Source organism: Asticcacaulis sp. AND118, from assembly GCF_020535245.1.
Taxonomy (GTDB): Bacteria; Pseudomonadota; Alphaproteobacteria; order Caulobacterales; family Caulobacteraceae; genus Asticcacaulis.
Genome location: NZ_CP084911.1, coordinates 574,840 through 601,327, shown reverse-complemented (window position 1 = coordinate 601,327; position 26,488 = coordinate 574,840). Strand labels below are relative to the sequence as shown.

The 26,488-nt window shown below is 62.5% G+C and carries 17 protein-coding genes; 3 read left to right on the top strand and 14 right to left on the bottom strand.

What is annotated here, in order from left to right; genetic code table 11:
• Window positions 1–8: 8 nt before the first annotated feature.
• The 3 genes from otsA to otsB are packed head-to-tail and all read right to left on the bottom strand — an operon-like array spanning window position 9 to window position 4,059.
• Complete coding sequence (gene otsA / locus LH365_RS16115) at window positions 9–1,448, bottom strand: alpha,alpha-trehalose-phosphate synthase (UDP-forming) (RefSeq protein WP_226745583.1); 1,440 nt, start codon at window positions 1,446–1,448, stop codon at window positions 9–11.
• Between the two features lie 12 nt (window positions 1,449–1,460).
• Window positions 1,461–3,320, bottom strand: coding sequence for a glycoside hydrolase family 15 protein (locus LH365_RS16110; RefSeq protein WP_226745582.1), 1,860 nt, complete (start codon window positions 3,318–3,320; stop codon window positions 1,461–1,463).
• Window positions 3,313–4,059, bottom strand: coding sequence for a trehalose-phosphatase (gene otsB, locus LH365_RS16105; protein WP_226745581.1), 747 nt, complete (start codon window positions 4,057–4,059; stop codon window positions 3,313–3,315). Before otsB ends, LH365_RS16110 begins: the two co-directional genes overlap by 8 nt.
• 617 nt (window positions 4,060–4,676) lie before the next feature.
• On the opposite strand from otsB, the gene LH365_RS16100 reads away from it, so the two are divergent.
• On the top strand, window positions 4,677–6,248 hold the full coding sequence (locus LH365_RS16100; protein WP_226745580.1) for an alpha-N-arabinofuranosidase: 1,572 nt from the start codon (window positions 4,677–4,679) through the stop codon (window positions 6,246–6,248).
• 333 nt (window positions 6,249–6,581) lie between these two features.
• Here LH365_RS16100 and LH365_RS16095 read toward each other — a convergent pair whose 3' ends face one another.
• The 4 genes from LH365_RS16095 to LH365_RS16080 form a co-directional block, all read right to left on the bottom strand.
• Window positions 6,582–7,628 carry a DUF3667 domain-containing protein gene (locus LH365_RS16095; protein ID WP_226745579.1) on the bottom strand — a complete coding sequence of 349 codons (1,047 nt, stop codon included), beginning with the start codon at window positions 7,626–7,628 and terminating at the stop codon, window positions 6,582–6,584.
• Between the two features lie 85 nt (window positions 7,629–7,713).
• Entirely contained in the window at window positions 7,714–10,830 is a 3,117-nt protein-coding gene (locus LH365_RS16090) for an efflux RND transporter permease subunit (protein ID WP_304502304.1), read from the bottom strand.
• Between the two features lie 228 nt (window positions 10,831–11,058).
• Window positions 11,059–13,827 (bottom strand): EAL domain-containing protein, encoded by a 2,769-nt coding sequence (locus LH365_RS16085; protein ID WP_226745578.1) that lies wholly within the window; start codon window positions 13,825–13,827, stop codon window positions 11,059–11,061.
• A gap of 122 nt (window positions 13,828–13,949) precedes the next feature.
• Window positions 13,950–14,549 carry a TetR/AcrR family transcriptional regulator gene (locus LH365_RS16080; protein WP_226745577.1) on the bottom strand — a complete coding sequence of 200 codons (600 nt, stop codon included), beginning with the start codon at window positions 14,547–14,549 and terminating at the stop codon, window positions 13,950–13,952.
• A 180-nt stretch (window positions 14,550–14,729) separates the two neighbouring features.
• On the opposite strand from LH365_RS16080, the gene LH365_RS16075 reads away from it, so the two are divergent.
• Together LH365_RS16075 and LH365_RS16070 are read left to right on the top strand one after the other, a co-directional pair.
• Window positions 14,730–16,403 (top strand): EAL domain-containing protein, encoded by a 1,674-nt coding sequence (locus LH365_RS16075; protein ID WP_226745576.1) that lies wholly within the window; start codon window positions 14,730–14,732, stop codon window positions 16,401–16,403.
• Window positions 16,404–16,573: 170 nt separating this feature from the next.
• The gene (locus tag LH365_RS16070) at window positions 16,574–17,317 is read left to right on the top strand and encodes a hypothetical protein (protein WP_226745575.1); all 744 of its coding nucleotides are present in this window, start codon (window positions 16,574–16,576) and stop codon (window positions 17,315–17,317) included.
• A gap of 7 nt (window positions 17,318–17,324) precedes the next feature.
• On the opposite strand, the gene LH365_RS16065 is transcribed toward LH365_RS16070, so the two are convergent.
• The 7 genes from LH365_RS16065 to LH365_RS16035 all read right to left on the bottom strand — a co-directional run bounded on the left by LH365_RS16065 (window position 17,325) and on the right by LH365_RS16035 (window position 26,421).
• Window positions 17,325–18,248: an RDD family protein gene (locus LH365_RS16065; RefSeq protein WP_226745574.1), complete on the bottom strand. Its 924-nt coding sequence runs from the start codon at window positions 18,246–18,248 to the stop codon at window positions 17,325–17,327.
• Entirely contained in the window at window positions 18,235–19,278 is a 1,044-nt protein-coding gene (locus tag LH365_RS16060; protein WP_226745573.1) for a stage II sporulation protein M, read from the bottom strand. Before LH365_RS16060 ends, LH365_RS16065 begins: the two co-directional genes overlap by 14 nt.
• The gene (locus LH365_RS16055) at window positions 19,275–20,585 is read right to left on the bottom strand and encodes a DUF58 domain-containing protein (RefSeq protein WP_226745572.1); all 1,311 of its coding nucleotides are present in this window, start codon (window positions 20,583–20,585) and stop codon (window positions 19,275–19,277) included. The genes LH365_RS16060 and LH365_RS16055 overlap by 4 nt, the downstream gene beginning before the upstream one ends.
• Window positions 20,582–21,538, bottom strand: a complete 957-nt coding sequence (locus tag LH365_RS16050) for a MoxR family ATPase (RefSeq protein WP_226745571.1) — start codon at window positions 21,536–21,538, stop codon at window positions 20,582–20,584. The genes LH365_RS16055 and LH365_RS16050 overlap by 4 nt, the downstream gene beginning before the upstream one ends.
• Window positions 21,539–23,173 (bottom strand): hypothetical protein, encoded by a 1,635-nt coding sequence (locus LH365_RS16045; RefSeq protein WP_226745570.1) that lies wholly within the window; start codon window positions 23,171–23,173, stop codon window positions 21,539–21,541. It abuts the gene before it with no gap.
• Window positions 23,173–23,934, bottom strand: a complete 762-nt coding sequence (locus LH365_RS16040) for a hypothetical protein (protein WP_226745569.1) — start codon at window positions 23,932–23,934, stop codon at window positions 23,173–23,175. The genes LH365_RS16045 and LH365_RS16040 overlap by 1 nt, the downstream gene beginning before the upstream one ends.
• A 138-nt stretch (window positions 23,935–24,072) precedes the next feature.
• Window positions 24,073–26,421: a TonB-dependent receptor gene (locus LH365_RS16035; protein WP_226745568.1), complete on the bottom strand. Its 2,349-nt coding sequence runs from the start codon at window positions 26,419–26,421 to the stop codon at window positions 24,073–24,075.
• Between the last annotated feature and the right edge of the window lie 67 nt (window positions 26,422–26,488).

The window sequence follows — 26,488 nt, the reverse complement described above, 5'->3', positions numbered from 1 at the left end:
GAGGAAATTTATCCAGCGACCGGTAACTTTACGACCCGGTCGTCGGGAAAGGTCGCGCCATCCGGCGTCACCCCCCGATCGTCCTTCAGCCGCGCCACGAAGTCGTTGCGCCACCACACCACGTCCTCGGTCATGACCCCGGTCATCAGATCGGCATGGCGCTGCCTGCGTTCCTTGAGCGGCATGTGCACGGCGTCGGCAATGGCCTCGGCCATGGCCTGACGGTCGAAGGGATTGACGATCAGCGCCGCCTTCATCTGGGCCGCCGCCCCGGCGAATTCCGACAGGATGAGGACGCCCGGATCGTTCTCGTCCTGCGCCGCCACGAACTCCTTGGCCACCAGATTCATCCCGTCGCGCAAGGGCGTCACCAGCCCGACATGCGAAGCACGATAGATGCCCGCCAGTTCATCGCGGCGGTAGGCCCGGTTGACGTAGCGCACCGGCACCCAGTCGATGGTGGCGTGCGCGCCGTTGATGCGTCCCGAAAGACTGTCGAGCCGCGCGCGCAGGTCCTGATAGGTGTCGACCTCCTCGCGCGTCGCCGTGGCGATCTGCATCAGGAACACTTCGCCCTCCATACGCGGGTGGTTGTTGAGAAACTGCTCATAGGCCAGAAACCGCTCCTCAAGCCCCTTGGAATAGTCGAGCCGGTCGATGCCGGTGATCATCTTGCGCCCGGCCTGCGAATTACGCATCAGATTGTAGAAGGCCGAAGCCTTGTCCGAGGTGGCGGCGGCGGTGAAGTCCTCGCTGTCGATGCCGATTGGGAAGGCCCCCGCCTGTATCGTCTTGCCGAAGGCCCGCAGGCGTCCGTCGGGCAGCCTTTCGCCCTCGGCGGCGTGCAGGACATATTCCTGAAAGGCGTTGAGGCTGTCTTCGGTCTGGAAGCCGATCAGGTCGTAGTCGAACAGGGTCTCGACCAGTTCCTTGTGCTTGGGCAGGGTCTGGAACACCCGCATGGCCGGCCACGGAATATGCAGGAAGAAGCCGATGCGGTTGGTCACGCCGTGCTTACGCAGCATCGAGGCGAGCGGCAGCAGGTGATAGTCCTGCACCCACAGCAGGTCCTCTTTTTCGACCAGCGGGAAAAGCGTGTCGGCGAAACGCTGATTGACCCGCAGATAGCCTTCGTCGAAGCTGCGCTCGAAGGCCACCAGATCGGTGCGGTAGTGGAACAGCGGCCACAGGGTGCGATTGGCGTAGCCGTTATAATATTCCTGTACGTCCTGCGCTTCGAGGTCGGTCAGGGCCACGGTCACCCCGCCGATCTTCTGGATCGACAGGTGGCCGGTGAAGGCGTCGGTGGTCTGACCCGACCAGCCGAACCAGATGCCGTTTTCTTCGCGCAAGGCCGCCGACAGCGCCATGGCCAGTCCGCCCTGCGTGCCGACATTGGCGTCGGCCGGCGGGTTGACGCGGTTTGAAACAACGATAAGTCGCCCCATGACTCTTACTCCTTACCTGACATCGCGCCACGGGCGGCTGAGCAGCCCGGCGCAGTTGATAATGCCGACCAGCGAATAGGTCTGAGGATAGTTGCCCCAGAGCTGGCCGTCGTCGTATGCGGTGTCTTCCGACAGCAGACCGGCAGAGGTCCGCCGCCTCAGCATCCCTTCGAACAGGGTGCGCGCCTCGTCGCTGCGGCCGGCGTGATGCAGGGCCTCGATCAGCCAGAAGGTGCAGAAGTTGAAGGCCGTTTCCGGCTCGCCGAAATCGTCCGGCACGGCGTAGCGCAGCATGTGTTCGCCCCGGCGCAGGCCCGCCTCGACCGCCGCCAGCGTCGCCAGGTGGCGCGGATCGTCGGGCGTGAGGAAGCGCAGGTCGATCATCTGCAGGAGGCTGGCATCCAGTTGCGCGTGGTCGAAACAGGCGCTGAAACTGCCGCCTTCACCGCAGAAGGCCCGCGTCTCGATCGCCTCGCGGATGGTCAGGGCGTGGGCGCGCCACACCTCGGCACGGTCATCGAGACCCAGGGCCAGAGCGGCGTTTTCCAGCCGGTCGCAGGCCGCCCAGCACATCAGGGCCGAATAGGTGTGGATGTTCGACAGGGTGCGGTATTCCCACAGGCCGGCATCGGCCTTGTCGAAGACCTCCATCGCCCGCTCGCCCATCTTTTCCAGCGCCGCGAAGTCGGTCGGCGTGCCCGGCTGCAACAGGCGCTGATCGAAGAAGGCGTGGACCGAGGACAGGACGATCTGCCCGTAGACGTCGTGCTGGTGCTGGATATAGGCCAGATTGCCGATCCGCACCGGCCCCATGCCGCAATAGCCCGGCAGCGCTGCCGCTTCGGTTTCCGGCAGTTCCGGGCCGAACCCGATGCCATAGACGGGCTGAATCGGCCCCTCGCCCGCCTGATCGACGATATTGCGCAGGTATTTCAGGTAGTTTTCGAGAATATCGACCGCCCCCAGCCGCGTCAGGGCCTGCACCACATAATAGGCGTCGCGGATCCAGCAGTAACGGTAATCCCAGTTGCGGCCGGAATGCGGCGCTTCGGGGATGGACGTGGTCATGGCCGCGACGATGGCGCCGGTCTCTTCATAGACGCACAGTTTGAGCGCGATGGCGGCGCGGATGGTGGCGTCCTGCCATTCCAAAGGCAGGGACAGGGTGCGCACCCAGCGCTTCCAGTAGGCGTCGGTCTGCTCGTACATGTCGCGCACCCCTTGCAGGATGCCGGTCGAAAACGGCTCGTCCGGCCCCAGAAAGAAGGCCATCGTCTCTTCCAGCCGGAAGGTGCGCGCGTTCAGAAGGTGCGAAATCGGGCAGTTGGTGGTCAGGCGCAGATCGGTGTCGACGCCCAAGAAACGGATATGGTTCGAGCCGAAGGAGTGCGGGGCCCGCGTCGCGCCATAATCGCGCATGGGGCGCAAACGCATACAGATGCGCGGCGCGCCGGCCAGCGGCCTGATCAGACGGCAGAAGGCCACCGGACGGTATTGACGCTCATGGTGGCGAAAGCGCGGGCAGAAGTCGAGAATCTCAAGCTGCGCGCCCTTTTCGTCGGTCAGGACGGTGCGCAGGACGGCGCTGTTGCGCTCATAGACCTGTTCGGCGCGCGCCAGACCGATCAGGTCGATGGCCCACACACCTTCAGCGGCTGCATCGGTCGCTTCGACGCCGCTGAGCAGGTTGCTGAACACCGGATCGCCGTCGAAGCGCGGCACGCAGGCCCAGACCCAGTTGCCTCTATCGTCGATCAGCGCCGATACCGTGCCGTTGCCGATCAGGCCGAGGTCGAGCGTGTGGCTCAGCGGGTTTTTACGCGGTTCGGCATCGGTCGCAGCGACCGGGATAGACGCGGACTGATCAGGCATGATGCGTCACCCCCGCTTCCAGCCAGTCCAGCACAGCCTGCACATTGGGCAGGCAGAAGCGGGCCGCTGTCTCACGCGGCTCACCGACCAGGATGCCGAAGCCACCCCCTTGCGCCGCCGCCCGGAAGGCGTGCTCGTCGGTCAGATCGTCGCCGACAAACACCGGCGTGAAGCCCTCGAACGGCGCTTCGTTCATGAAGGCCCGGAGCGCGTCGCCCTTGTCCGGGCCCGGCGCGCGCAGTTCGGCCACGCGGTCGCCCAGTTGCAGCACCAGCAGCGAATTTTGCGCCAGGTTGGAGGTGATGGTCTTGACCATACCCTCAGCGTCGGGATTGAGCCGATAGTGCACGCCGATTGACTTGCCCTTGGTCTCGATCAGGACGCCGGGCTTCTGTTCCGCCAGAGCGGTGAGCACCAGAAGCGCCTGATCCAGCGCGTGGCGCACCTCGTCGGTCAGCATGTGGTCGCGGCGCTCGCCTTCGGCGTCGCGACGCTCCAGTCCGTGCACACCGGCGACGGCCCGCACGCTGTTCCCGGTAATGTAGTCGATTTCGGAAATGGACCGGCCGGACAGAATGGCCAGCCGTCCGGTCAGCACGCGGCGCGCGCGCTTCAAAAGGTCGTTGCGCCGCACATCGGGGCCGACGTCTTCAGGACGCGGGCGAATGTGCGCCAAAGTGCCATCGATATCCAGAAACAGCGCAGTCGCCCGCGCGTCCAGCCGGTCAGGTAGGATCATATGTCAGTCGCCGTCTTTTTTGTCAGGCTTCGAAGACGCGAAGCCACAGGCCGCGAAGCGGGCCGTTCAGCGGCGGGCCAAACCAGTGGTCTCACCGCCTCGGATTGCCTCCCAAAATGGCCGAAAGAGCCATAAGGATGCCATTATTAAAGCCCGCTCCCGTATTGCGATGCGAAGTGGGCGGCGCACAAAACGCCCGTGAACAAACGTCTATGAAACGAATCGCGCACCCCGATCCGAGAGGGCGTTCGAGCAGGTGACCCTGCCTCACACGTTTCGGAACATGCTCAATCCTAGCCTTTTGAGCGTTCACGCGGGTCTCAAAAGGGCGTCATTAAAAAGTGACCATCGATACAATCGTTTTCCCGGCACTGACGGGCGTGGAAAAGCGGTTGATTTCGCCTTATCGCGTGCTAATTGTAGGACAATAAAAAGCAAGAGGACGCAGGATATGTTAGGGCGCGTGAGCTAACCCCAATCGCCCTAATCGCCACCAAATCGCCCTATGTAACGGAACTGGCATCAGGACAACACCCTGAGCGTCGCTGTGCCCGCGCATTCCGTAGTAACGCTTGAACGGCCCTAATCATAAGAAACGACTGCACAAAGGTAAGCCCATGTTGAAGACACTTACGACGCTGGCGCTGACGGCCACTATCGGCTGTTCGGCCTCCGCCGCTCTGGCCGCGCCGGTCCGGATCGACGCCACGCTGAAACCGGATCAGCCCGGCCTGGAAATTCCGCGCCATATCTACGGTCAGTTCTCCGAACACCTCGGCCTCGGCGTTTATGAAGGCATCTGGGTCGGACCGGATTCGCCCATTCCCAATACGCGGGGCATACGCAACGACGTTGTGGCGGCGCTGAAAGCCATCAAGATGCCGAACGTGCGCTGGCCCGGCGGCTGCTTCGCCGACGAATACCACTGGCGCGACGGTATCGGTGAGCGCTCCAGTCGTCCGTCGCGTAAGAACAACTGGTGGGGGGGCACGCCCGAAAGCAACGCCTTCGGCACGCACGAATTCTTCGATTTCGTCGAGCAGACCAATTCCGAAGCCTATCTGGCGGTCAATGTCGGCTCGTCGAACCCGACCGAGATGCGCGAATGGATCGAGTACATGACCTCGCCCGGCGATGACGATCTGGCCAAGGAGCGCCGCGCCAACGGCCATGACAAGCCCTTCAAGGTGCCCTTCATCGGCATCGGCAACGAAAGCTGGGGCTGCGGCGGCGAAATGCGCCCGGAATACTACGCCGACGAATATCGCCGCTTCTCGGCCTTCTTCCATAAGGGCGCGGACAATCCCGCCGTGCGCGTGGCGTCCGGCTCGAACGCCGACGATGTAAACTGGACCGACGTGGTGGTCGGCAGCGCCGGCAAGCGCATGGACGCCATTTCGCTGCACTACTACACCCTGCCGACCGCCAACTGGTCAAAGAAGGGCCCGGCGACCAACTTCCCGGTCGATCAGTGGTATTCCACCTTCTATCAGACCTCCCGCATGGACAAGATCATCCGCGACCACATGGCCGCGATGGACAAGCACGACCCCAAGAAGCGCATCGCGCTCTATGTCGATGAATGGGGCACCTGGTACGACGTCGAGCCCGGCACCAATCCGGGTCACCTCTATCAGCAGAACACCCTGCGCGACGGCATCGTGGCGGCCTATAACTTCAACATCTTCCATCGCTATACCGAGCGCGTGAAGATGACCAACATCGCTCAGACCGTGAACGTCCTGCAGGCCGTTATCCTGACCGACAAGGAAAAAATGGCCCTGACTCCGACCTATTACGCCTACAAAATGTATGTGCCGTTCCAGGACGCGACCCTGATCCCGCTCGATGTCGCCGCCCCGTCGCTGCTGGGCAAGGACAAGGAGGGCAAGGAGCAGGCCTATCCGGCGTTCAACGTTACGGCCGCCAAGGCCAGGGACGGCAAAACCTATATCGGCGTCGCCAACACCAACCTGACCGAAGGCTATGTGCTGAACATCAACCTCGGCTCGCTGAAGGCCAGGACCGTCTCCGGCGACATCCTGACCGCTGACAAGATGGACGCCCATAACGTGCCGGGCCAGCCGGAAGCCATCTCGCTCGCCGCGTTCAAGGGCGGCAAGGTGAAGGGCAATGTTCTGGAACTGACTATTCCGGCCAAGTCGGTGGTCGTGGTCAGGCTCGACTAAAAGCGTCTGTCCGATCAGGTCTTTCGCCCCCTGCGCCGCGTAGTGCAGGGGGTTTTTCGTTTAAGTGGGCCGGATATGTCGCACCTGAATCGCGCTGGAATCGGCTTGGGTCTGAACTTGGTGACACGCGTTCTAAACTTTGTTTAGACACACATTTGACTCCTAAAAGGGGCTTCCGTTTTCGGAGTCAAATGCGCTTGAGCGGAATGATTTCTGATGGGATCATTCCGCTCAAGCCGCCATTGCGGCGGCGGCAAAGGTGGCGGAGCCACCGCCCGGCGAGGGCGTAAACAAAATCCAGATCCTTATGTTTCCATAAGAAAACATAAGGATCTAGTGCCCCATCATCATCTGGATAAGCACCAGAGCGAAGATGACAGACGAGATGCCGGCGGAGACCAAAAGAAAGACCACCCGCCACAAACCGCCGAACCGGCTGACGCCATAGGCGCCGCGTAGCTGCCGGTACATGTGAAAGGGGGGCGCCAGCACCAGCGCCCAGTTGCCTATGACGTCCGGCAGGCCGATCAGCGACAGCAGGTGCAGGACGATCATCAGCAGCATCATGGCCGACAGCGAATAGGTGGCGAAGACGGCGTGATCGTACAGGGCGACATCGCGCCGCCAGGCGAACATCAGCCAGATGAAGGGCAGCGAAATGGGGATGAGCAGCCACAGGAACTTATAGGCGGAGGACTGGAGCTTGTAGACGAACAGGTTGGGGTTCTGGGCGACCTTATGGATCACCTTGTCTATGGGCTTCACGCCTGTATGCATCTTGGCCTCGAACCCGGGATCGAGCGCGCCATCGGTCACGATCTGACCTGCCCTGAGTTGTTCAAGAGTCTCGCGTTTGGCATTGAGTTGGGCGTCTATGGCGTCCGCCCCCCGACCGTCGGCAAGCTTCGTACGGCGCGCAGCCTCCAGCGTGCGTATCTCGGCCTGCGTATTGGCGATCTCGGTCTTATGCGCCGCCGTGCGAATGCCAGTATTGACATCGACGCCCGGCCCGAAGTTGAGCACGGCGAAGGTGAGAAACACCATGAACAGGAACAGCGCCACGGGCGAGATAAACCGGATGCGCTCGCCGTTGATATAGCGGCGCGTCAGTTCGCCCGGCTTGGCGACCAGCAGCGGAATCGTATGCCAGAAACGGCCTTCGAAGTGAAAAACGCCGTGCAGTATGTCGTGCCCGAAGCCCATCAGGGTGCGATGGGTGTGCGCCGCCTGGCCGCAGGCGTGACAATAGGGACCAGTCAGCTTTTCACCGCAGTTCAGGCAGTTGCCGCGCCCATGCCCGCCGCCTTCGCCGCCATCGACAGCGTGCGCGGCCAAGGTCCCCGTCGCCACATCCGCAACCGCTTCGATTTCGCCTGTCATATTACGTCCCCTGCCCCCAAATGCTGACGGTTGCATCGGCAACCTAAAACGGGGACGAGTGAACGTAAAGGGGCGCGTAACGAGCCTAGGCCGATTTGACTTCGTTGCGGTACTTGCGGTTGAACAGCTTCTGCACCAGCACAAAGAACAGCGGAATGTAGAAGATGGCCAACAGGGTCGCCGACAGGACGCCGCCGATCAGGCCGGTGCCGATGGCGTGCTGCGCGCCGGAGCCCGCCCCATTGGCCAAGGCCAGCGGCAGGACGCCGAAGGTGAAGGCGAACGAGGTCATCAGGATCGGACGCAAACGAATACGCGAAGCTTCCAGCGTGGCGTCGATCAGTCCCATGCCGCGCTCCTGAAGCGTTCGGGCGTATTCGACGATGAGGATGGCGTTCTTGCACGACAGGCCGATCGTGGTCAGAAGCCCGACCTGGAAGAAGATGTCGTTGTCCAGACCGCGTGCCCAGGTCGCCACCAGAGCCCCCAGCACCGCCAGCGGCAGCACCAGAATGACCGAAAAGGGAATGGTCCAGCTCTCGTACAGAGCCGCCAGCAGCAGGAAGACGACCAGCACCGACAGGGCGTACAGCGCCGGGGCCTGCGCGCCGGATTCGCGTTCCTGCAACGACAGGCCGGTCCATTCGATCGCCGTGCCCTGCGGCAGATCGGCGGCCAGTTCCTCGACGGCGGCCATGGCGTCGCCCGACGACACGCCTTCCGCCGTCGCGCCCTGCACCCCCGTCGAGGGCGAGCCGTTGTAGCGCTCAAGCGTCGGCGTGCCCGACTGCCAGCGGCTGGAGCCGAAGGCCGAAAAGGGCACCATGGCGCTGTCTCTGTTGCGCACGTACCAGCGGTTCAGGTCTTCCGGACGCATACGGTAGGGCGTATCGGCCTGCACATAGACGCGCTTGACGCGGCCACGGTCGATGAAGTCGTTGACGTAGGAGCCGCCCCACGCCGCCGAGAGCATGGCGTTGATGTCGGAAACGCTGACTCCCATGGCGCCGGCCGCGGTCTTGTCGATGTCGATCTTGAGCTGCGGCGTCAGGTCCTGTCCGCCGGAGCGCACCGAGCCCAGGCGCGGATCGCCTTCGGCGCGGCGGATGAAGTCGTTGCGCGCCGCCAGCAGAGCCTGCGGGCCGACGCCGCCGACGTCCTTGATGACGAAGGAGAAGCCCGATGCGTCGCCCAATGAGCGCACGACCGGCGGTTGGGTGGGGATGACGCGGGCATTGCGGTATTCGGGCTTGGCGAATTCCTTGCGGGCGCGCTCGATCACCGCCGGCACGCGCAGGTCGCTTGTGCCGCGCTCCTCGAACGGCTTCATGCGGATATTGACCTGCCCCTGGTTCTGACCGTTGGAACCGACGCGGGCAAAGACGTAACGCGCGGTCGGGTCCTTGCTCAGATAGGCCTCGACCTTCTTCACCACCTCGTTGGTCGTCTTGCTGGTGGTGCCGACGGGCAGTTGCACGATGGCCTGCATGAAGCCCTGATCCTCGTCCGGCAGGAAGGAGGTCGGCAGGACGCGGAACATCATGGCGCAGGCGACGATAACCACGCCATAGATGGCCAGATAGCGCAGCGGCTTGCCGACGATTTTGCCGACGCTGCGCATATAGCCGTGGCTGGCGGCGTTGAAGCTTTTGTTGAACCAGCCGAAGAAGCCCTTCTTTTCAGCGTGTTTTTCGTGGTCGATCGGCTTGAGAATGGTCGCGCAGAGCGGCGGCGTCAGGACCAGGGCGACGAGAACCGACAGGGCCATGGCCGAAACGATGGTGATCGAGAACTGACGATAGATGATGCCCTGCGTGCCGCCGAAGAAGGCCATGGGCACGAACATGGCGGCCAGAACGAGGCCGATGCCGATCAGCGCGCCGGTGATTTCATCCATCGATTTGCGCGTGGCTTCCTTGGGATCGAGCCCCTCTTCGTGCATTACGCGCTCGACGTTTTCCACCACGACAATGGCGTCATCGACCAGGAGGCCGATGGCCAGAACCAGCCCGAACATGGTCAGAAGGTTGATCGAATAGCCGAAGGCCGCCAGAATCCCCAGTGTCCCCAGGAGCACAACGGGAACCGCGATGGTCGGGATGATGGTGGCGCGCCAGTTCTGCAGGAACAGGAACATGACGATGAAGACCAGTACAATGGCTTCGATCAGCGTCTTCACCACCTCCTTGATCGACAGCTTGATGAAGTCGGTCGAGTCGTTGGGGATGGCGTAGGCGATATTCTTGGGGAAGGCCTTCGACATCGTCTCCATCTCGGCCTTGACCAAATCAGCCGTTTTCAGCGCATTGGCGCCTGTGGCGAGACTGATAGCGATGCCGGTGGCGGGTTGGCCGTTGATGCGGCTGATCGACTCGTAATTCTGCTGCCCCAGTTCGACGCGGGCGACGTCGCGCAGATAGACGGTGGCGCCCGACGCGTCGCTCTTGACGATGATGTTCTGGAATTCCGCCGCTGTTGTCAGGCGCGACTGAGAGGTGATGGTGGCGTTGAGCGCGATGTCGTCGGTCGTCGGCTGCGCCGCAAGCTGACCGGCGGAGACCTGCGCGTTCTGGGCTCGAATGGCGGTGACGATGTCGGCGGGCGTCAGATTATAGCCGACCAGCTTTTCCGGATTGAGCCAGATGCGCATGGCGTAGCCGGAACCGAACACATTGGTTTCCCCCACCCCGTCAACACGCGCCAGCGTGTCCTGAATGTTCGAGACCAGATAGTCGCCAAGGTCGGCATTGGTCAGCGAGCCGTCGGTCGAATAGAGCGAGATGACCAGCAGCATGTTGTTCGAGGCCTTGTTGACCCGCACGCCCTGCGCCTGCACGTCCTGCGGCAGACGGTTGATCACGGCCTGAATCTGGTTCTGCACCTGCACCTGGGCCGTGTCGATATTGGTCCCGGCTTCGAAGACCAGCGTCACATTGGCCGATCCGCTGTCCGAGGACGACGCCGTCATATACTTCAGGCGATCGAGACCGGTCATCCCCTGCTCGATGATCTGCGTCACCGAATCCTCGACCGTCTTGGCCGACGCCCCCGGATAGGAGGCGTTCACCCGCACCTGCGGCAGGGCGATGTCGGGATATTGTTCGACGGGCAGTGTACGGATCGAAAGCAGACCGGCCAGCATGATGACGATGGCCACCACCCAGGCGAAGATGGGACGGTCGATAAAGAAGCGGGACAGCATGGAAACCCTTGGTCAGGCGACGTCTGTGGTCAGGTGTCTTGGCTCACATCCCTTCCCCTGACAAGTCCCTGATGAGCACTGACAAGCCGGAGAGAAAAAAACGGCCGCAAGCGCCAAGAGGGGGCCCGCTTGCGGCCAGAACAGGATGTGCACCGCTGTCTGTTACGGTAGCCGGATATGAATCCGTCGCAGACCCTGCGATTTAATTGCCGAATTCTTCAACCGGGATCAGGCGCTCAGACGGGCCGACGACGATTCGTCGAGAATCTGGGCGGCGGGGCGGCCGAAATAGTAGCCCTGCGCCTCGTCGCAGCCTTCGCTGCGCAGCAGTTCCAGTTGCGCGATGGTCTCGACGCCCTCGGCCAGCACAGGCACTTCGAGGCTCTTGCCCAGCGCCAGAATGGCGCGGATGATGGCGCGCGCCTGAGGGCTCTGTTCGGCCTCCATCAGGAAGGACCGGTCGATCTTGATCTTGTCGAACGGGAAGGCGTTGAGCGTATCGAGCGACGAGTAACCGGTGCCGAAATCGTCGATAGCGATGGTGACGCCGAAACTCTTGATCTGACGCAGGATGTGCAGGGCGCGGGTCTTGTCGCCGATAATGGTCGACTCGGTGATTTCCAGCTCCAGACGCTGCGGCGAGAGGCCGGTTTCGATCAGGATGGCGTGCACCATGCCGACCAGATCGGGATGCGACAACTGCACCGGCGACAGGTTCACGGCCACCTTGGCGTCGTTGTTCCACGACGCCGCCTCGGCACAGGCCGTGCGCAGCACCCATTCGCCGATTTCGAGGATGGCGCCGCATTCCTCAGCCACCGGAATGAAGTCCACCGGGCTGACGAAACCACGCTGGGGATGTTGCCAGCGCAGCAGGGCTTCGTAGCCGGTGATGGCCTGAGAGGTGACGGATTTCTGCACCTGATAGTGGACGCGCAACTCATCACGCGCGATGGCCTGCCACAGGTCCTTGGCCAGGGCGCGGCGGTCGCGCGCGGCTTCGTCCATACGGGCTTCGTAGTAACAGACCGTTTCCTGACCGGCGATGCGCGGCTGCGACTTGGCGCGGTAAAGCGCCAGATCGGCGTTATTCATCAACGGCTCGCGGCCATCGGCATCGTTGGGATAGGTGGCGACGCCGACGGAGCCGCCTGTGGCCAGCTCGAAGCCGTCCAGATCGATGCGCTGATGCAGGGCGTCGTGCACACGGCTGACGAAGTCGCTCAACTCGCGCGGATCGGTGTAGTGTTTGACGCAGGCAAACTCGTCGCCGCCGATGCGGGCCACAAATTCTGAGTCGTCGCACAGCATCTGCAGGCGTTCGGCAATGATCTTCAGAACCTGATCACCGGCGGCATGACCCCGCATATCGTTGATTTCCTTGAAGCGATCAAGGTCGATAGCCACGGCCGCCACCTTATGCCCGGCGCGCAGGGCGCGCTCCAGCTCGCGGTCGGCGTGCTGATTGAAATGTTCGCGGTTGGGCAGGCCGGTCAGCCCGTCGTGCCGCGCCATATGCGCGATACGGGCCTCGTCCTGTCTGCGCGCCGTAACGTCATCGATCGTCGAGACCCAGCCGCCTTCCGGCATGGGACGGTGCGTGATCGAAAGGACGGTGCCGTTGGCGAATTCGGAGATCAGCGTGCCGCCTTCGGGCTGAGCGATCAGGTCCATGTGGGCGCGGTAGCGGGCTTCGATATGGGCCTCGGTCGCCCCGTTGCGACGCAGGATATTCGTCAAAATATCCCGGAAAGAGGTGCCCGGCATGGTCATTTCCGCATCATTGCCGAACATGGTCAGGACGCGCGGATTGGCGAAAACGAGACGGTGTTCGGAGTCGTAAAGGCTCAGCCCCTGCGACATGTGACGGAGCGCCGTGTCAAAATTGTGCGTGGTGCGCACCAGCTTTTCACGGTCGGCGCGGCGTTGCGTGATGTCGCGTGTCACCTTGGCAAAACCGATCAGGGAGCCGTCGCTCTCGTACATGGGGGTCAGAACGACGTGAGCCAGAAAGGGCGTGCCGTCCTTACGCACGCGCTGTCCCTCTTCTTCGTAGCGGCCCTGCTCCAGAGCCGTTTGCAATATCTGTTGCGGGCGGTTGGCCTGACGATCGGCTTCCGGGAAGAAGACCTCGAAAGATTGGCCCACGATTTCCGAAGCTTCATAACCCTTGAAGCGTTGCGCGCCGGCGTTCCAGTTGGTGACGCGGCCCTGAGGATCGAGCATGTAGATGGCGTAGTCGCGCACGGAATCGATCAGGATGCGCATGTGGCGCTCGTTGGCGGCGACCGCGGCTTCGAACTGCTGACGCTGGAGCAGGCTCATGATACAGAAGCCCATCGCGGTCACAGCGACGACGGCCACTGTAATCGACATGCTGCCCGGATTGAGCATGAGGCCGCCCGTGGCGATGCGCGGATCGGGCGTTACGTCGAGCGCACCCATGCCCGTAAAGTGATGTGCGACGATGCCCAGCACCATCAGCAGGCTGCCGCCCCACAGTCCATGCCGCGAAGAACCCGTCGCCAGCCACAGGGCGGCTGCACCCAACGCCATGCCGATCAGGACCGACGCGGCGACCATATCCGAATGCCAATGCAACTGTGCCGGCGCGATCACCGCCGACATGCCCGTATAGTGCATACCCGCGACGCCCAGCCCCAGCAATGCGCCGCCGACGCCGCGCCACAGCGCCTTGTTTTCCGACACAGCCAGGGCGATGCCGCTCCCCGTCAGGGTCACGGCGATGATCAGCGACAGAAAGGTCTTGGGGAGGTCGTAGCCCGTGGCGACGCCGGCATTATAGGCCAGCATGGCAATGAAGTGCGTGGCCCAGATGCCGAAACCGGCGGCGAGGCCCGCCATGCCGATCCAGCGCAGCCGCTCGCGGCCTTCAGTAGCGCGGGCGCGGCGGGCCAGGGTCAGGGCCGTGAAAGACGCAGCTATACATACGACGGCTGCCAGCAAAACCAGCGCCCAGTCATGCTGATCGCGCAAACACGCAATTATTCTGTACATCGTCGTTCTGTCCTGCCGGCACGTCTTTTACGCGCGATACTCGTCAGACAAATGGCACATCAGCGTTTTCGATTGTGTTAACGGCGACGCCGACCGCCGCCTTAATGTCCGGGCAGGGTCTTGCTGAGCAAACGCTTGAGCTGGATCTGCTGCAGGCTGCGCTCGGCATTGGCGCGCGCCCAGCGCGAGGCGTGGGCCGGCGTTTCGCGTAAAGACCCGACCATTGCCCCCTCATAGAGCAGAAGCCATTCGTGCGACAGGCCTTCGGCCAGATCGGCATAGCCGGCCTCGCCCAGCAAGACCTCGAACCATTCGCGCACCTGACGGCGCGCCGACGCGACCATGTCGGCAATGGCCGGACGCGCATTGCCGAACTCGACCGTCGCCGTGATCAGCAGGTCGCCGCGCAGGCTCGCCTCGACGACCTCCGGCAGGACGTCGAATAGGGCCAGCGGTCTCGATTTGACCTCGACATCCTCCACGGCCATTTTCAGCGCCGCAAAATGCGAAATGTGCCAGCGTTCGAGACAGGCCAGAATCAGGTCGTCCTTCGACGGAAAGTGCCGGTAGAAGCTGGCCTTGGCCACCGCCGAATCGGCGATGATGCGGTCGATGCCAGTGGCGCGAAACCCCTGCCCGGCGAACAAAGGCAGGGCGGTTTGCAGAATGCGGTCCTTTACACCGGTCTTGGCTCCGGACATGATGCATACTCCGTGTCAGATACGTCCGGATTGTGACAGACAAGTCTGTACTGTCAATCCGTATGCGGCCCCATGCGCCAAAGAGACGCGTGCAGAAGCTTTATTAAGTTTTGCATGCTTATTTAGCGGTTTGTGAGTGCCGGTGCTGTTTATAAAACCGGGTGAGGAAGTATTGGCGGCATGCCCGAACGCGACGATTACAAGACCCAGCGCGACCGCTATATCGCCTTTTCACTGGCTGCTGCAGACCTTCTGGTGGAGGTGGACGCCCAGTCGCGTATCGTACGCACCGTCGGCGCGACCAATGCGCTTCTGGCCGAAGACGCCCAGACTCTCAAAGGGCAATCGATCGAGGCGCTGTTCCCAGTCTCTGAACGGTATCTGGTTGCCCGCCTGCTCAAGCGCACGCGTGAAATCGGTCGTCTCGACCCCGCGACCGTGCGCCTGAAACCCGAAGGGCGCAAGCCGCTGCACGTCAATCTCGGCGCCTGCTACCTGCCCGACCGCCAGCACACCTACCTCACCATCACCGTTCTGTCCGAGCCGCTGGCGCGCGCCCTGCCCGCGCGCGACGACGTATCCGGCCTGCTCGACATGTGCGACTTTCAACACATGGCGTCGCGCTCGATCAAGCCGGGCGACAGCGGTTCCGGCGCGGCCATGCTGAAGGAAATGCAACTCATCCGTCTCAACGGTCTGACCGATGCCATGGGAGAGATGCCGCAGTCGCGCTCGGAGCAGCTCATGGGCGAAATCGGCGCCCTGCTGCGCGCCTCGTCCGGTCCGACCGGCACCGCCGCGCGTCTGGGGAATGAAGAATTCGGCGTGGTGGCCGGCCAAGGCCCTGACGCGGTCAGCGAAGACCAGTTGATGGGCGACATCCAGCAGGTGCTGACCAATGCCGGCGTCAAAAAGGATCGGGTCTCTTCCAGCGTCGTCACCCTGTCGCTCGATACCGCCAATCTCAGCGAGGACAGCGTCGCCAAGGCCCTGTCCTACGTGGTGGACAAGTTCACCAAGAGCGCCTCGCTTGACGGCCAGGACCTGCAGAACAGCCTCAATGCGGCCATCAACGCCGCGGTGGACCAGTATGCCCGTGTCAAGGCCATCCTCGCCGCCGGGCAGTTCAATCTGCATTTCCAGCCGGTCGTGGACATCGCATCACGCGAAGTCCAGCACTACGAGGCTTTGCTGCGCTTTACCGGCGGCATGGATTCCTACGACACGGTGCGTTTTTCCGAACAGGTCGGGCTGGCGGTCGAGTTCGATCTGGCCGTTTGCGACAAGGCGATCACGGCGCTGAAACACTATCCCGGCGAATCCATCGCGGTGAACCTGTCCGGCCTGTCGGTGCAGAACGCGCAGTTCCGCGACCGCCTCAGCGCGCGCCTCAAGGCCGAGCCGTCGCTGAAAAACCGCCTGATGTTCGAACTGACCGAATCCCACGTGGTCGAGGATGTCGAGGACGCCGCGCGTTTCCTCGCCGACCTGCGCCGCCGCGGCTACAAGATCTGCCTCGACGATTTTGGCTCTGGCGCGGCGGCCTATAATTACCTGCGCCGCTTCGACGTCGACTATATCAAGATCGACGGTCCCTTCCTGAAGACAGCCCTCACCCAGCCGCGCCAGAAGGCCCTGATCCACTCGCTCAGCATCCTGTGCCAGGAACTGAAATGCCACTGCATCGGCGAAATGATCGAGAACGAAGACATGGTGCGCCTGTCGAAGGATCTTGGCATCGGCTACGGTCAGGGCTGGCTGTTCGGCAAGCCGGCAGCCGAAATCCCGCCGCGCGCCAACGCCATTTCCCACGCCCTCGCCCGCCGCAAGGGCGTGCGCGAAACGTGGGGTTAGGCTGATGCGGATGTCCTTGTCAGGACAGCCATGATGGTGCAGAGCATGGTTCCGCTCCCGTTGGATCGGAACCATGCTCTGATTTTCTGTTTGGTCGCGCATTTGACTCCGAAAACCGTTGCACACTTTTCGGAATGCGCTTTAATCTTCCCCATCAGGGGGAAAGATCAATGTTCACAGCCATTTTCAGCCGCGCTTTCGATCTGCTGGGCCGCCATTTCGTGGTGATCTTCGGCACCGCCTTTTTCATTCTTGGCGTGCCGTCCATGCTGGGCGCGGTATTCCTTTCCGATCTGGCCGCCGAAGTCGACAACAATCTGTACGAATCGCTGTTCAGCAATTTCGGGCCCGTGGCCGGCTATGCCCTGGTAGGGCTCGCCCTCTACATGATCAACTATTCGATCATTACCGAGATCGCCGTCACCGGCCTGGCGCGCAGCGAATTCCGGTTGTCAGATGCATTGGGGCGCAGCCTGATCAATATCGTCCCGCTGCTGATCGTCACGGCCCTGTGCATGCTGATGAACATCTGCGGCTTCCTTTTGCTCATCATTCCGGGCATCATCCTGATGCAGGCCACCTCGGTCGCCTGCACGGCCTATGTCGCCGAAGGCGGCATAGGCATCATCGGCGCCATAAAGCGCAGCTTCGCGCTGACCAGGGACAATCGCTGGGCATTGCTGGGGCTGTTCATCTGCGTAGGCGTGTTACAGGGAGTCCTCACCGGCATCGCCGAAGCGCCGCTGGAATATGTGGGACAGGAACTGGCGCAGCCCGTGTTTCTGGCGGTTTCGGGCCTGATCAACGCCATGGGCGATGTTTTCACGCTGGTGTTCAGCGTCGCGGCCTATGTCTGCCTGCGCGAGGCCAAGGAAGGCAAACCGGCCGAAAGCGCCGCAGACGTGTTCGCCTGAAACGCCTTTATTCGTCGAACTTGTCCTTGCGGCGGCGGCCCATCAGCATACGCCCCTCAAGCTGGGCGCGCAGCGCGGCGTAATAGGCGCTGAGGAAGGCCTCATCCGACGGAATCTCGGTCACCGCCTTCGGCGTCACCCAGCCGATGCGCGTCTTGATGCGGTCGGCCACGGCGCGCATTGTCGGCGCGCGCCGTTCGCGCAGCACCTCTTCCAGCACGCCCAGTTCCTTCTCGCCATAGACGCTTATCTGCTCAGGGGTAAAGATCAGCGCCGAGGGCGTGGCGTGCACCTGTTCGGCCAGATCGAAGCTGAGTTTCTCACGCGGCACATAGACGACGCGAGTCCCGCCCAGAAAATCGCCCAGCCGCGCCCGTGACGCGTTGAACAACGGCAGCAGCGCCAGAATAAGCGTCCACAGAAGTGCCACCAGCGCCAGCCAGCCGCCGACGACGCTGGCCTGAAACGCCAGGGTCATCGGCAGGTACAGTTCCACCTCGCGCAAGGCGTTGCGCGTGATGACGCCCGCCGGCGACAGGTGCCCGCCATCGTGGGAGATCACGCGGATCTTCATGAGGCGCTTGCCCGGCGTCGCCGCGCGGGGTCCCAGTTCGAAGAACATGAAATAGCCCGAACGCAGGAAGAAGCCGATCAGCACGAACAGAATCATCATCGCCTGAATGACGGGATGATCCATCTTCGCACCGTCCAGTTTAAGGTGCTCGAACGGCAGGATGAAATAGAGCAATACCAGCGCTACCGGCGCCAGTATGATAATCAGGAAGTCGATGACCAGCGCCCCCAGCCGCGCCGCAAAGGACGCCGTGCGGAAGGACAGAACCACGCCTTCGGGGGTCGTCACGGGTGTCACCGGGCCCTGCAGCGGCGGCAGAGTGGCAGCCCCGCCCTTCATCAGGTCACGCTTCGCCACGGCTGACCTCCTGCGCAGGCGGACGACGTTCGCGGCCCATGCCGATATAGTAGGCCAGCCAGAAGGCCAGCATCACACCGCCGAAGGTGAAGCGCGCCCACATTTCGGTCACGGTCTGCCGCGCCACGCCTTCGATAAAACCGGCGATAATCAGCATCAGCATGGCCCCCATCATGGCCGTCCCGGCCAGCCGCCCGGCCTGGGACAAAGCCGCCTTGCGCGTCAGATGACCGGGGAACATGATGCGCCGCGCCAGATGGAAGCCCGCGGCGGCCCCGATGACGACCGCCGCCAGTTCGGTCGTGCCGTGGATCGACAGCCAAGCCACGAAATCGACCCCCAGACCGTGCGAGGCAAACAGCCACACCATCGCCCCCAGCGACATGCCGAACACGATCATCAGGAAAGCCGTCGGCAGACCGCCGATCACCCCCAGCGCGAACGCCATGAGTGTGACCTTGGTGTTATGCGTCATCAGGAAGACCGAAAAGGCCGCCAGGGGCTCTCCGTCTTCCGCCCCGCTGATGGTCTTGCGCAGGTTATCGGCGCTGGCGTTGAGGTCGCGGCCCTGAGACATACCGCCGACCAGCGGATCGTACCAGCTAGGGTCGGCCATGCACATCAGGATACCGCCCAGAATCCCCAAGGCCAGACAGAGGAAGGACAGGGCCAGTTCGCCCCACAGGGCGCGCACCGAACGCGGCAGTTCGCGCAGGAAAAAGTTGCGCGCGATGACTCCGGGCCGGGCATGGGGGCCGTACATGTAGACATAGGCCCGCGCACACAAGGCCTGAAGAAAGCCGATCAGGTTGCGGTCGAGCGAGATCGACTGCGCCATGGACAGGGACGAGACGGTGGAACGGTAGAGCACCGGCAGGTCCAGCAGTTCCTCAGTCGTGAACTTGCCCAAACCGCCGTTTTCGGCGCGGTCGACCTGTTTGGCCAGCGCCTTCCAGTCCTTTTCGCGCGCTTCGCGGAACTTCTGGCTCTTGAGCTGCAGCGGCGGTTTTTCGGTGGCGGGCTCGCTCACAGACGGTCCTCCCGTTTCATCTCAAGATATTTGAGCACCAGTTGCACGGCCATGGCCTCGGTCGTCGGTTCCAGCACCTCAATGCCGTAGCGGCGCAGGGTGGCGTGGACGGTCTCGCGCTGTTGCAGTAAGCGGCGGGCGAAAATGGCGCGGGTGATGTCGTCGGCACCCTGCGGCTCGGAAGCCGCCAGCCCCTCCAGCACCTCGTCGCGGAAGGCGACGAAAACGATAAGATGCTTCTTCGACAGGCGCTGCAAGGCTTCGAGCATCAGGTCAGCGCTGATTTCGTCGATGAAGTCGGTGAACAGCACGATCAGCGAACGCCGCGCGATCTTCGACCCCAGATCGGCCAAGGCCAGCGTGTGATTGGTTTCTTCCGGCAGATCGTCGAGGCCCGACAACTGCGCCTTCAGCGTCTCATAGGCCTGCGTCCCGGCCAGCAGCGGCGCATTATGGTACGGTCGTGCGGCAAAGGCGAAGGAGCGCACATTGTCGCCGATCTTCAGCGCGCAGTAGCCCAGCAGCAGGCCGGAATAGAGGGCGCGGTCGATCTTCTTGACGCGCAGCAGCGGCTCACCCATCAACCGGCCGGTGTCGAAGGCCAGCACGATATGGTGATTGCGCTCGGTCTGAAACTCACGCGACAGCAGTTTCAGGTGACGCGCCGACGAGCGCCAGTCGATGCGGCGGTGATCCTGCGACGAGTCGTATTCGCGCAGCGCGTGGTATTCGGAACCATTGTGCAACTGGTTCTGCACTCGCACCCCATAGACGGAATCGCGCGAAAACAGCGCCGCCGCGTCCTGCTGCACGCCCTCGATATCCGGCGTGACCACCATTTCGGCATTGAGTTTGACGACCTTCTGCACATAGCCCAGCCCCAGCCAGCCGCTCCAACGCAGGTGCGCCGTCTCGACCGCCGCCTTGCCGCGCGACGAAGCGCGCAGGTATAGAACGCCTTTGAAAGCGCTCGCTTCGGGCAGAAGGGTCAATCCGGCCTGCGGGGTCTCCAGTCGCGGCGACACCCCCCAGCGGATTTCCAGACGGCTGGGGGCGCGGGTCTTGAACCGGACGGCGTAGTCGAAGACGTGGTCGCGTGCGACGCCGATGCGGCGCGGCAGGCGGATGTCCAGCGCCAGATGCGACGGCAGCGGCGCGAAGGCCCCTTCGAACACCGCCAGCGCCATCAACCCCAGCATGATCACCGGCATCGCCCACCAGAAGACGGGCGCGACAAAGACCAGCCCCGCGCCCAGAAGGACGCAGGCGATCAGTATCCGGATCAGGCGCGGGGTGGGATGGATCATCTGGGGATCTCGATACGCTCCAGAAGGCCCTGCAGGACGCTGTCGACGCTCTGCCCCTCGATCTCGGCCGACGGCGACAGCAGGACGCGGTGACGCATGGACGGCAGGTACAGGGCCTTGATGTCGTCGGGCAGGACGTAGTCGCGCCCGTCGAGCGTCGCCCGCGCCCGCGCCGCCCGCGCCAGAAGCGCCCCCGAACGCGGCGAGGCTCCAACGGCCAGAGCCGGGCTGTCGCGCGTCGCCCGGATCAGGTCGACGATATAGTCGAGATTGGCGTCGTTCAGCCGCACCGTCGTCACCACGCGGATGGCTTCGGCTAGGGTCGCGGCGTCCAGCACCGCCTCGATGCCCGCCTGTTCCGGATCGAGCGTGACCGCCGAATTGCCGGCTTCGTCGATGATGCGGCGTTCTTCCGACACCGACGGATAGCCGAGAATGTGTTTGAACAGGAAGCGGTCGAGTTGCGCCTCGGGCAGCGGATAGGTGCCCTGCTGCTCGATCGGGTTCTGAGTCGCGATGACCATGAAGCGCTCGCCCAGGTCGTAGCGCGTGCCGTCGAGCGTCACCTTGCGTTCCTGCATGGCTTCGAGCAGGGCGGCCTGCGTCTTGGGCGGCGTACGGTTGATTTCGTCGGCCAGCAGCAGGTCACAGAAGATCGGCCCCTTGGTCAGCGAGAAGGACGAGGTCTGAAAGTTGAACAGGTTCGACCCCAGAATATCCGCCGGCAGCATGTCCGGCGTGAACTGGATGCGCCCGAAGCGCAAGGACAGCGAGCGGCAGAAGGCCCGCGCCAGCAGGGTCTTGGCCGTGCCCGGAGGCCCTTCGAGCAGCACATGGCCGCCGGAAAACAGGGCGGTGAGCATCAGTTCGACCGTATCGGCCTGACCGATGATGACCTTGCCGATTTCACCCTTGAGGCGGGCCGACAGGCTGTGAACGTCGGAAATCTGCATCTAGCGCTCCGTTATCTGGTGCTTCCAGGCGTGCAGACGGCGCGCCCAGGTCAGAAGTTGCATGGGATTGGAAATACGGTCCGCCTCGGCCCTGAGGGTGCTGTAGCGTTCCGGGGTATTGTGCTTTTCGCTCAGGCGTTCGGCCAGATCGTCCGGCGCGGCGCTGTGGCGGTTGAGGCCGAGCGCTTTCAGGGCCTGATCACGGACCAGTTGGGCATAGGCCGGGGCCAGCTTCGGTTCACGTCCCGCCTTGGCGATCAGGCGCGCGGCATTGTCGGCCAGCACAGTGACACCGCGACCGTGCGGCGTGTCGGTCGACGGATCATGCGCCGGGCCGAAGCGCGAACAGGCCGACCACAGCATGGCCAGAGCCAGCACCAGCAGCGCCAGAGGCACGCCGATGAACGGCGCGCGCGCCACGTGGTGCAGCAGGTCCTGCTCGTAGGCCAGATCGTTGAAGGTGATATCGAAGGCGACGCTCTTCGCGCCGGGCGCAATCGCCTCAATGATTGACAAAGCGCCCGCCACGCGCTCGGCGTCAGCCAGCATCTGATTGTCCATCAGGTCCGGCTCGCTGAGCAGATAGACCGGCGTGCTGAACGGCTTTTCGCCGGGCATGGGATTGACGCGCGACAAGAGCACCTCACCGTCCGGCCCCAGCAGCAGAGGCGTCAGGTTCGGGCCGGTCAGCGATTGCAGGCCGCGAATGCGTCCGCTGGTATAGGCCTTGGTGATTGTCGATTGCCCCGCCGCAGGCACCAGCGCATAGGATTTGTATTTGGCCATCGGCGCGCGGCCGAGACCGTAATTCAATCGTTGATAGGTGATACGGTAGCGCGTTTCGCCGTCTTCGCGCATCGCCTGCTTCTGCACAGGCGACAGAAGCGTCAGTTGCGAAAAGACCTGGCTGGGCCGTTGGAAGTTCGGATCTATATCCCAGCGCGGATGTGACGGCATGGGGCGCGCCGCCCATTTCGGCGCGACGACCAGTACGACCTTGCCGACGGGCTTATACAGCAGGCGTTCGGATTTTTCGGCGCTGGGGGTCGGCCAATAGTCCTCATCCTTAGCCGGCGCGTCGGCCCGAACCGAGGTCGAGGACGCATCCTGCGACGCGCGTGAAGCCGAGGCTTCGGCCTGCGCCTGCTTGACCTTTTCCGCCATGGCGGACGAATCGAACGAAGACGACGAAGAGACCGATGTGGCGCCGGACGCCTGAACACTGGACGCCTGAACACTGGACGCCTGAACACTGGACGCCTGAACGCCGGACGTTGAGGACGCCCCCTCCTCCGGCACCGGCTGCGGTTCGGTATATTCGGGATCGGTGTTGAACAGGGCCGCGTCGGAATCGAGGGTGACGATGACCAGATCGCTCCTGGCCTGCGGACCGGCGGCCTGACGCGACAGGGTCGTGCGATAGCCCTTTGCCTCAAGAACGTCGCGTAAGCCCTTGAAACCTTGCGCCGAATAGCCGGTTACATTAGCCGCCTGCCCGCGACCGGCCGGCTCCAGATGCGGCGTGATCAGCACCAGCCCGACCATCAGGAACAGACCGGCAATCAGCACCCCGACGATCAGCGGCAGGAAGTGGCTGACCGGCGGCAGATTCCTCTTGATGAAGGGCAGGCGCATCAGTGGCCTCCCTTCGGCATGTGTTCGGACGAGACGAAATCGACATAGGCCTTGCGGCAGGCCTCGAAACCTTCACGCCCGACCGGTATGCCGGCAAAGAAGCTCTTTTCGGCCCAGCGAGTGATTTCGGCAAAGGCCGGACGCGCGTCTTCGGGCAGCAGCGGGTGCTTGCCGATATCGCGCGCCGAATAGTGCTTGCGCACCAGATCGGGGCGATAGGCGTTGAGATCGGCAACCGAGCGTTTGAGCAGCAGGTGCACCGCCTCGTCGTACTCGCCCCTTTCGGCCAGGCCGTCGATTTCCCCGATCAGGGCGGCGGCGGCTTCGGCGGTCGGTCGCCACGGCGCATCGGCTTTCAGCCCGTCGCGCTGAAACAGGCGATCGACCTTCCCGACAATAAAGGCGCGCACCAGCGGCGACAGCAGCAGGACGACCAGCGCAAACAGAAACAGGTAGAGGAGCCACGCCAGGATCGGCGCGATGGGCTCCAGCAATTTTCCAAAGAACCGGCCGATATCGCCCAGCCATTCCAGAAAGCCCTTGAGCCAGCCGTAATCGGCTTCTCTGGGCGGCGGCGACGTCGAAAAGCGCGTCTGCAACAGACCCTTTTCATTGACGGCCTTGATCAGGGCTTCGGCGGAGGAGACATCAGCGGCGGTGACGCTGCCGGGATCGGTCGCGACCTGCGCCGCGGGCGCTGCGTCGCTCACGGAGGCTGACGCAGAGGCAGAGGCTTCGGTCGTGATGGCCGGCGCTCGCATGAAAAACCCGTCTACCCCCCAAACTTACCCGACCATAGAGGGTAACCGCGCACGGGGTCAACCCGATTTGCCTCCCGCGTTCCGGGGAGATGGTGGCCAGGAAAAAGGCGATGGCCGCAACCATCGCCTCTCTTACACTCAGAAACCGCCGCCGGGGCCATTGCCTCCGCCACCGCCCCAGTTCCCCCCCTCGCGCATGCCGCCTTGCCGCATACGCGGACCGTCCTGCGGCTGATCAGACGATGGTCCGCCAATGCGGGCGAAAGGCGTGATCTGCAGGCCGATATAGAAGACCCGGCCGCCGCCATTGCTTTCGGAGCGCGCCTTGATGGTATCGGTGTCGGTAATCGTAACGTTCTTGTTGATCTCGAACGGATCGGTGATGTTGAACGTCATAGAATAGCGGTTATTGAACTTATGACGATAGCTCATCATCGTGAAGTAGGTCGGTTCGCGATAGCCCTGCCCCGTCAGTTCCTTACCGCGTGCGTTGATCATGGCGGTCAGAGTGTCCTTCGGTGTAACGCGGTAGGTTACACGGGCCCGCCCGTTGACGGAATTTGCCTTGTCGACAGCGCCTTCTGCCGAACCGAAGCGACGCGGCTGCTCATTCTGGCTGACCACGCTTTGCAGATTCAGATCGAGCTTGCTGCCCAGCTTGGCGTTGAAGTTGAGATCGATGCCTGTTGCTGTGCCTTCCCCGCCATTCTCGCGGGTCGTCAACAGGACGTTATTGTCGATGAAGCTGCTGCGGCTAACAAAGATGTCTTCGGACTTACGGTGGAAAAGCTTGGCTTGAAAGGTGAGCCCCTTGCTGCGCTGATTATATTCGTAACCCAGTTCGTAGGAATGGGTTTGCTCCGGCAGCAGGTTAGGATTGCCCGAACGCGCATTGCGTTCGTCATTATACACAATGAACGGATTGAGATCATTGGCCTGCGGACGGCGGATACGCTTGGAATAGCTGAATTTCAGCTTGCCGCGTTCCGACAGCATATATTGTACCGTCAGGCTAGGGTGTACCTTGGTGTAGCGGTTTTCACGATAGATGCTGGTCGTTTTCTGGTTGATCGTTACCGTCGTGTTTTCGGCGCGCAGACCACCCAGCACCGTCCACTTGTCCCCTAGGGCGCGCTGATAGGTGATATAGGCTTCCGACTCGTCCTGATCCAATTCGAACATATTGGTCAATCGCGTATCGAGGGTCGAGACATTGCTCGTCTTATCGATATTGAAACGGCGGTTATCGAAAGCGGTTTCGCTGATGTCGAACTCCATACCGACCACCAACTCGCCGCCGGCAAAGGGACGGTTATAGTCCCAACTTACATCGATATTACGGCTTGACTGATCGTTGAACTGACGATAACGGCGATCTTCCCTCGGCGTGCCCGAAATATAGTCATAGTCTTCATCGACATACTGAATGCCGTTGCTGTCAGCCCGTGACAGGCGCACATCGGCTTTGAAATTCTCGCGCTCAAGGTCGCCATTATGCGAGAAGTTGAAACGCGCCGAATAGGTGTCGTTCTGATTTTCGCTGAGATTTTGAATGGCGGATGTGTAGGCTGATGCCCCCGTCGACGTTGTCCGGCGCATGGACTCGTTCTCGCCATCATTCTTACCGACCTGAAACTGCATGCCGGCCGTGTCTTTTTCGTTGAGATTGAATTCGGCCCCTGCAACCACGCCGTAGCTGTTGTTGCGTCCGCGGCGGTTTCCGGTACGGTCTTCGCGCGTGGAGTTGGTTCCGTTCAGGCGCTCTTGGAACGAAGTGTCTTCCCCGTCGCGACCGTCGCGGCGCACCGTCAGGCCACTCTGAAAAGTCACCTTTCCGGTGTTATACGCGCCGTTGATCGCGGCATTGTAGCGATCATCATTGCCGACAGCCGTATTGATCTGCAGAGTCTTGCCCGGACGTCGATCTCGACGCATCACCAGATTGATGATGCCAGCGCTGCCTTCCGCGCCGAACTGCGCCGAAGGGTTGGTCATGACTTCAATAGAGTCGATATCGCCGGCAGCCATAGACTGGAGGGTCGACGCACGGAAATCGCCCTGCATCATGGCCGAAGGCTTACCGTCGATCAGCACCTGTACGCCGGAATTCCCGCGTAAGGTCACGTTACCCTCGGCATCGACGCTGACACCCGGCGCCTTATTCAGGGCGTCGGCCGCACTCGAAACGGGCGTTTCCGGGTCGTTCTTAGGGTCGTAGATATCCCGGTCGATTTTCGAGGTTGGTCGCGTACCAGTAACCGTAACGGTTTCTACGGCTTCGCCCGCACCTGCGTTCGAAGCGTCCGCTGGCTTGGCCGGGACCCTGGTGTCTTCCGGAGAGGGCTGCGCCGGCTTCTGTGCGGCGGCCTGGCGTTGCGGCGTTGGCGCGGCGGGCGCAGCGCTTTGAGCCGAAGCCGGCGCGGCCAACACCAGAGTCAGGGCGCTGGTCGCCAGTAAAAGAGAGGCATTGAGGGGAGGCATTTTCATCTGTGAAATTTCTTTGTCTTTATTTACGCAAAGGCCGTCAAACCCTTACGGGTCAAGTTGCTGCTGA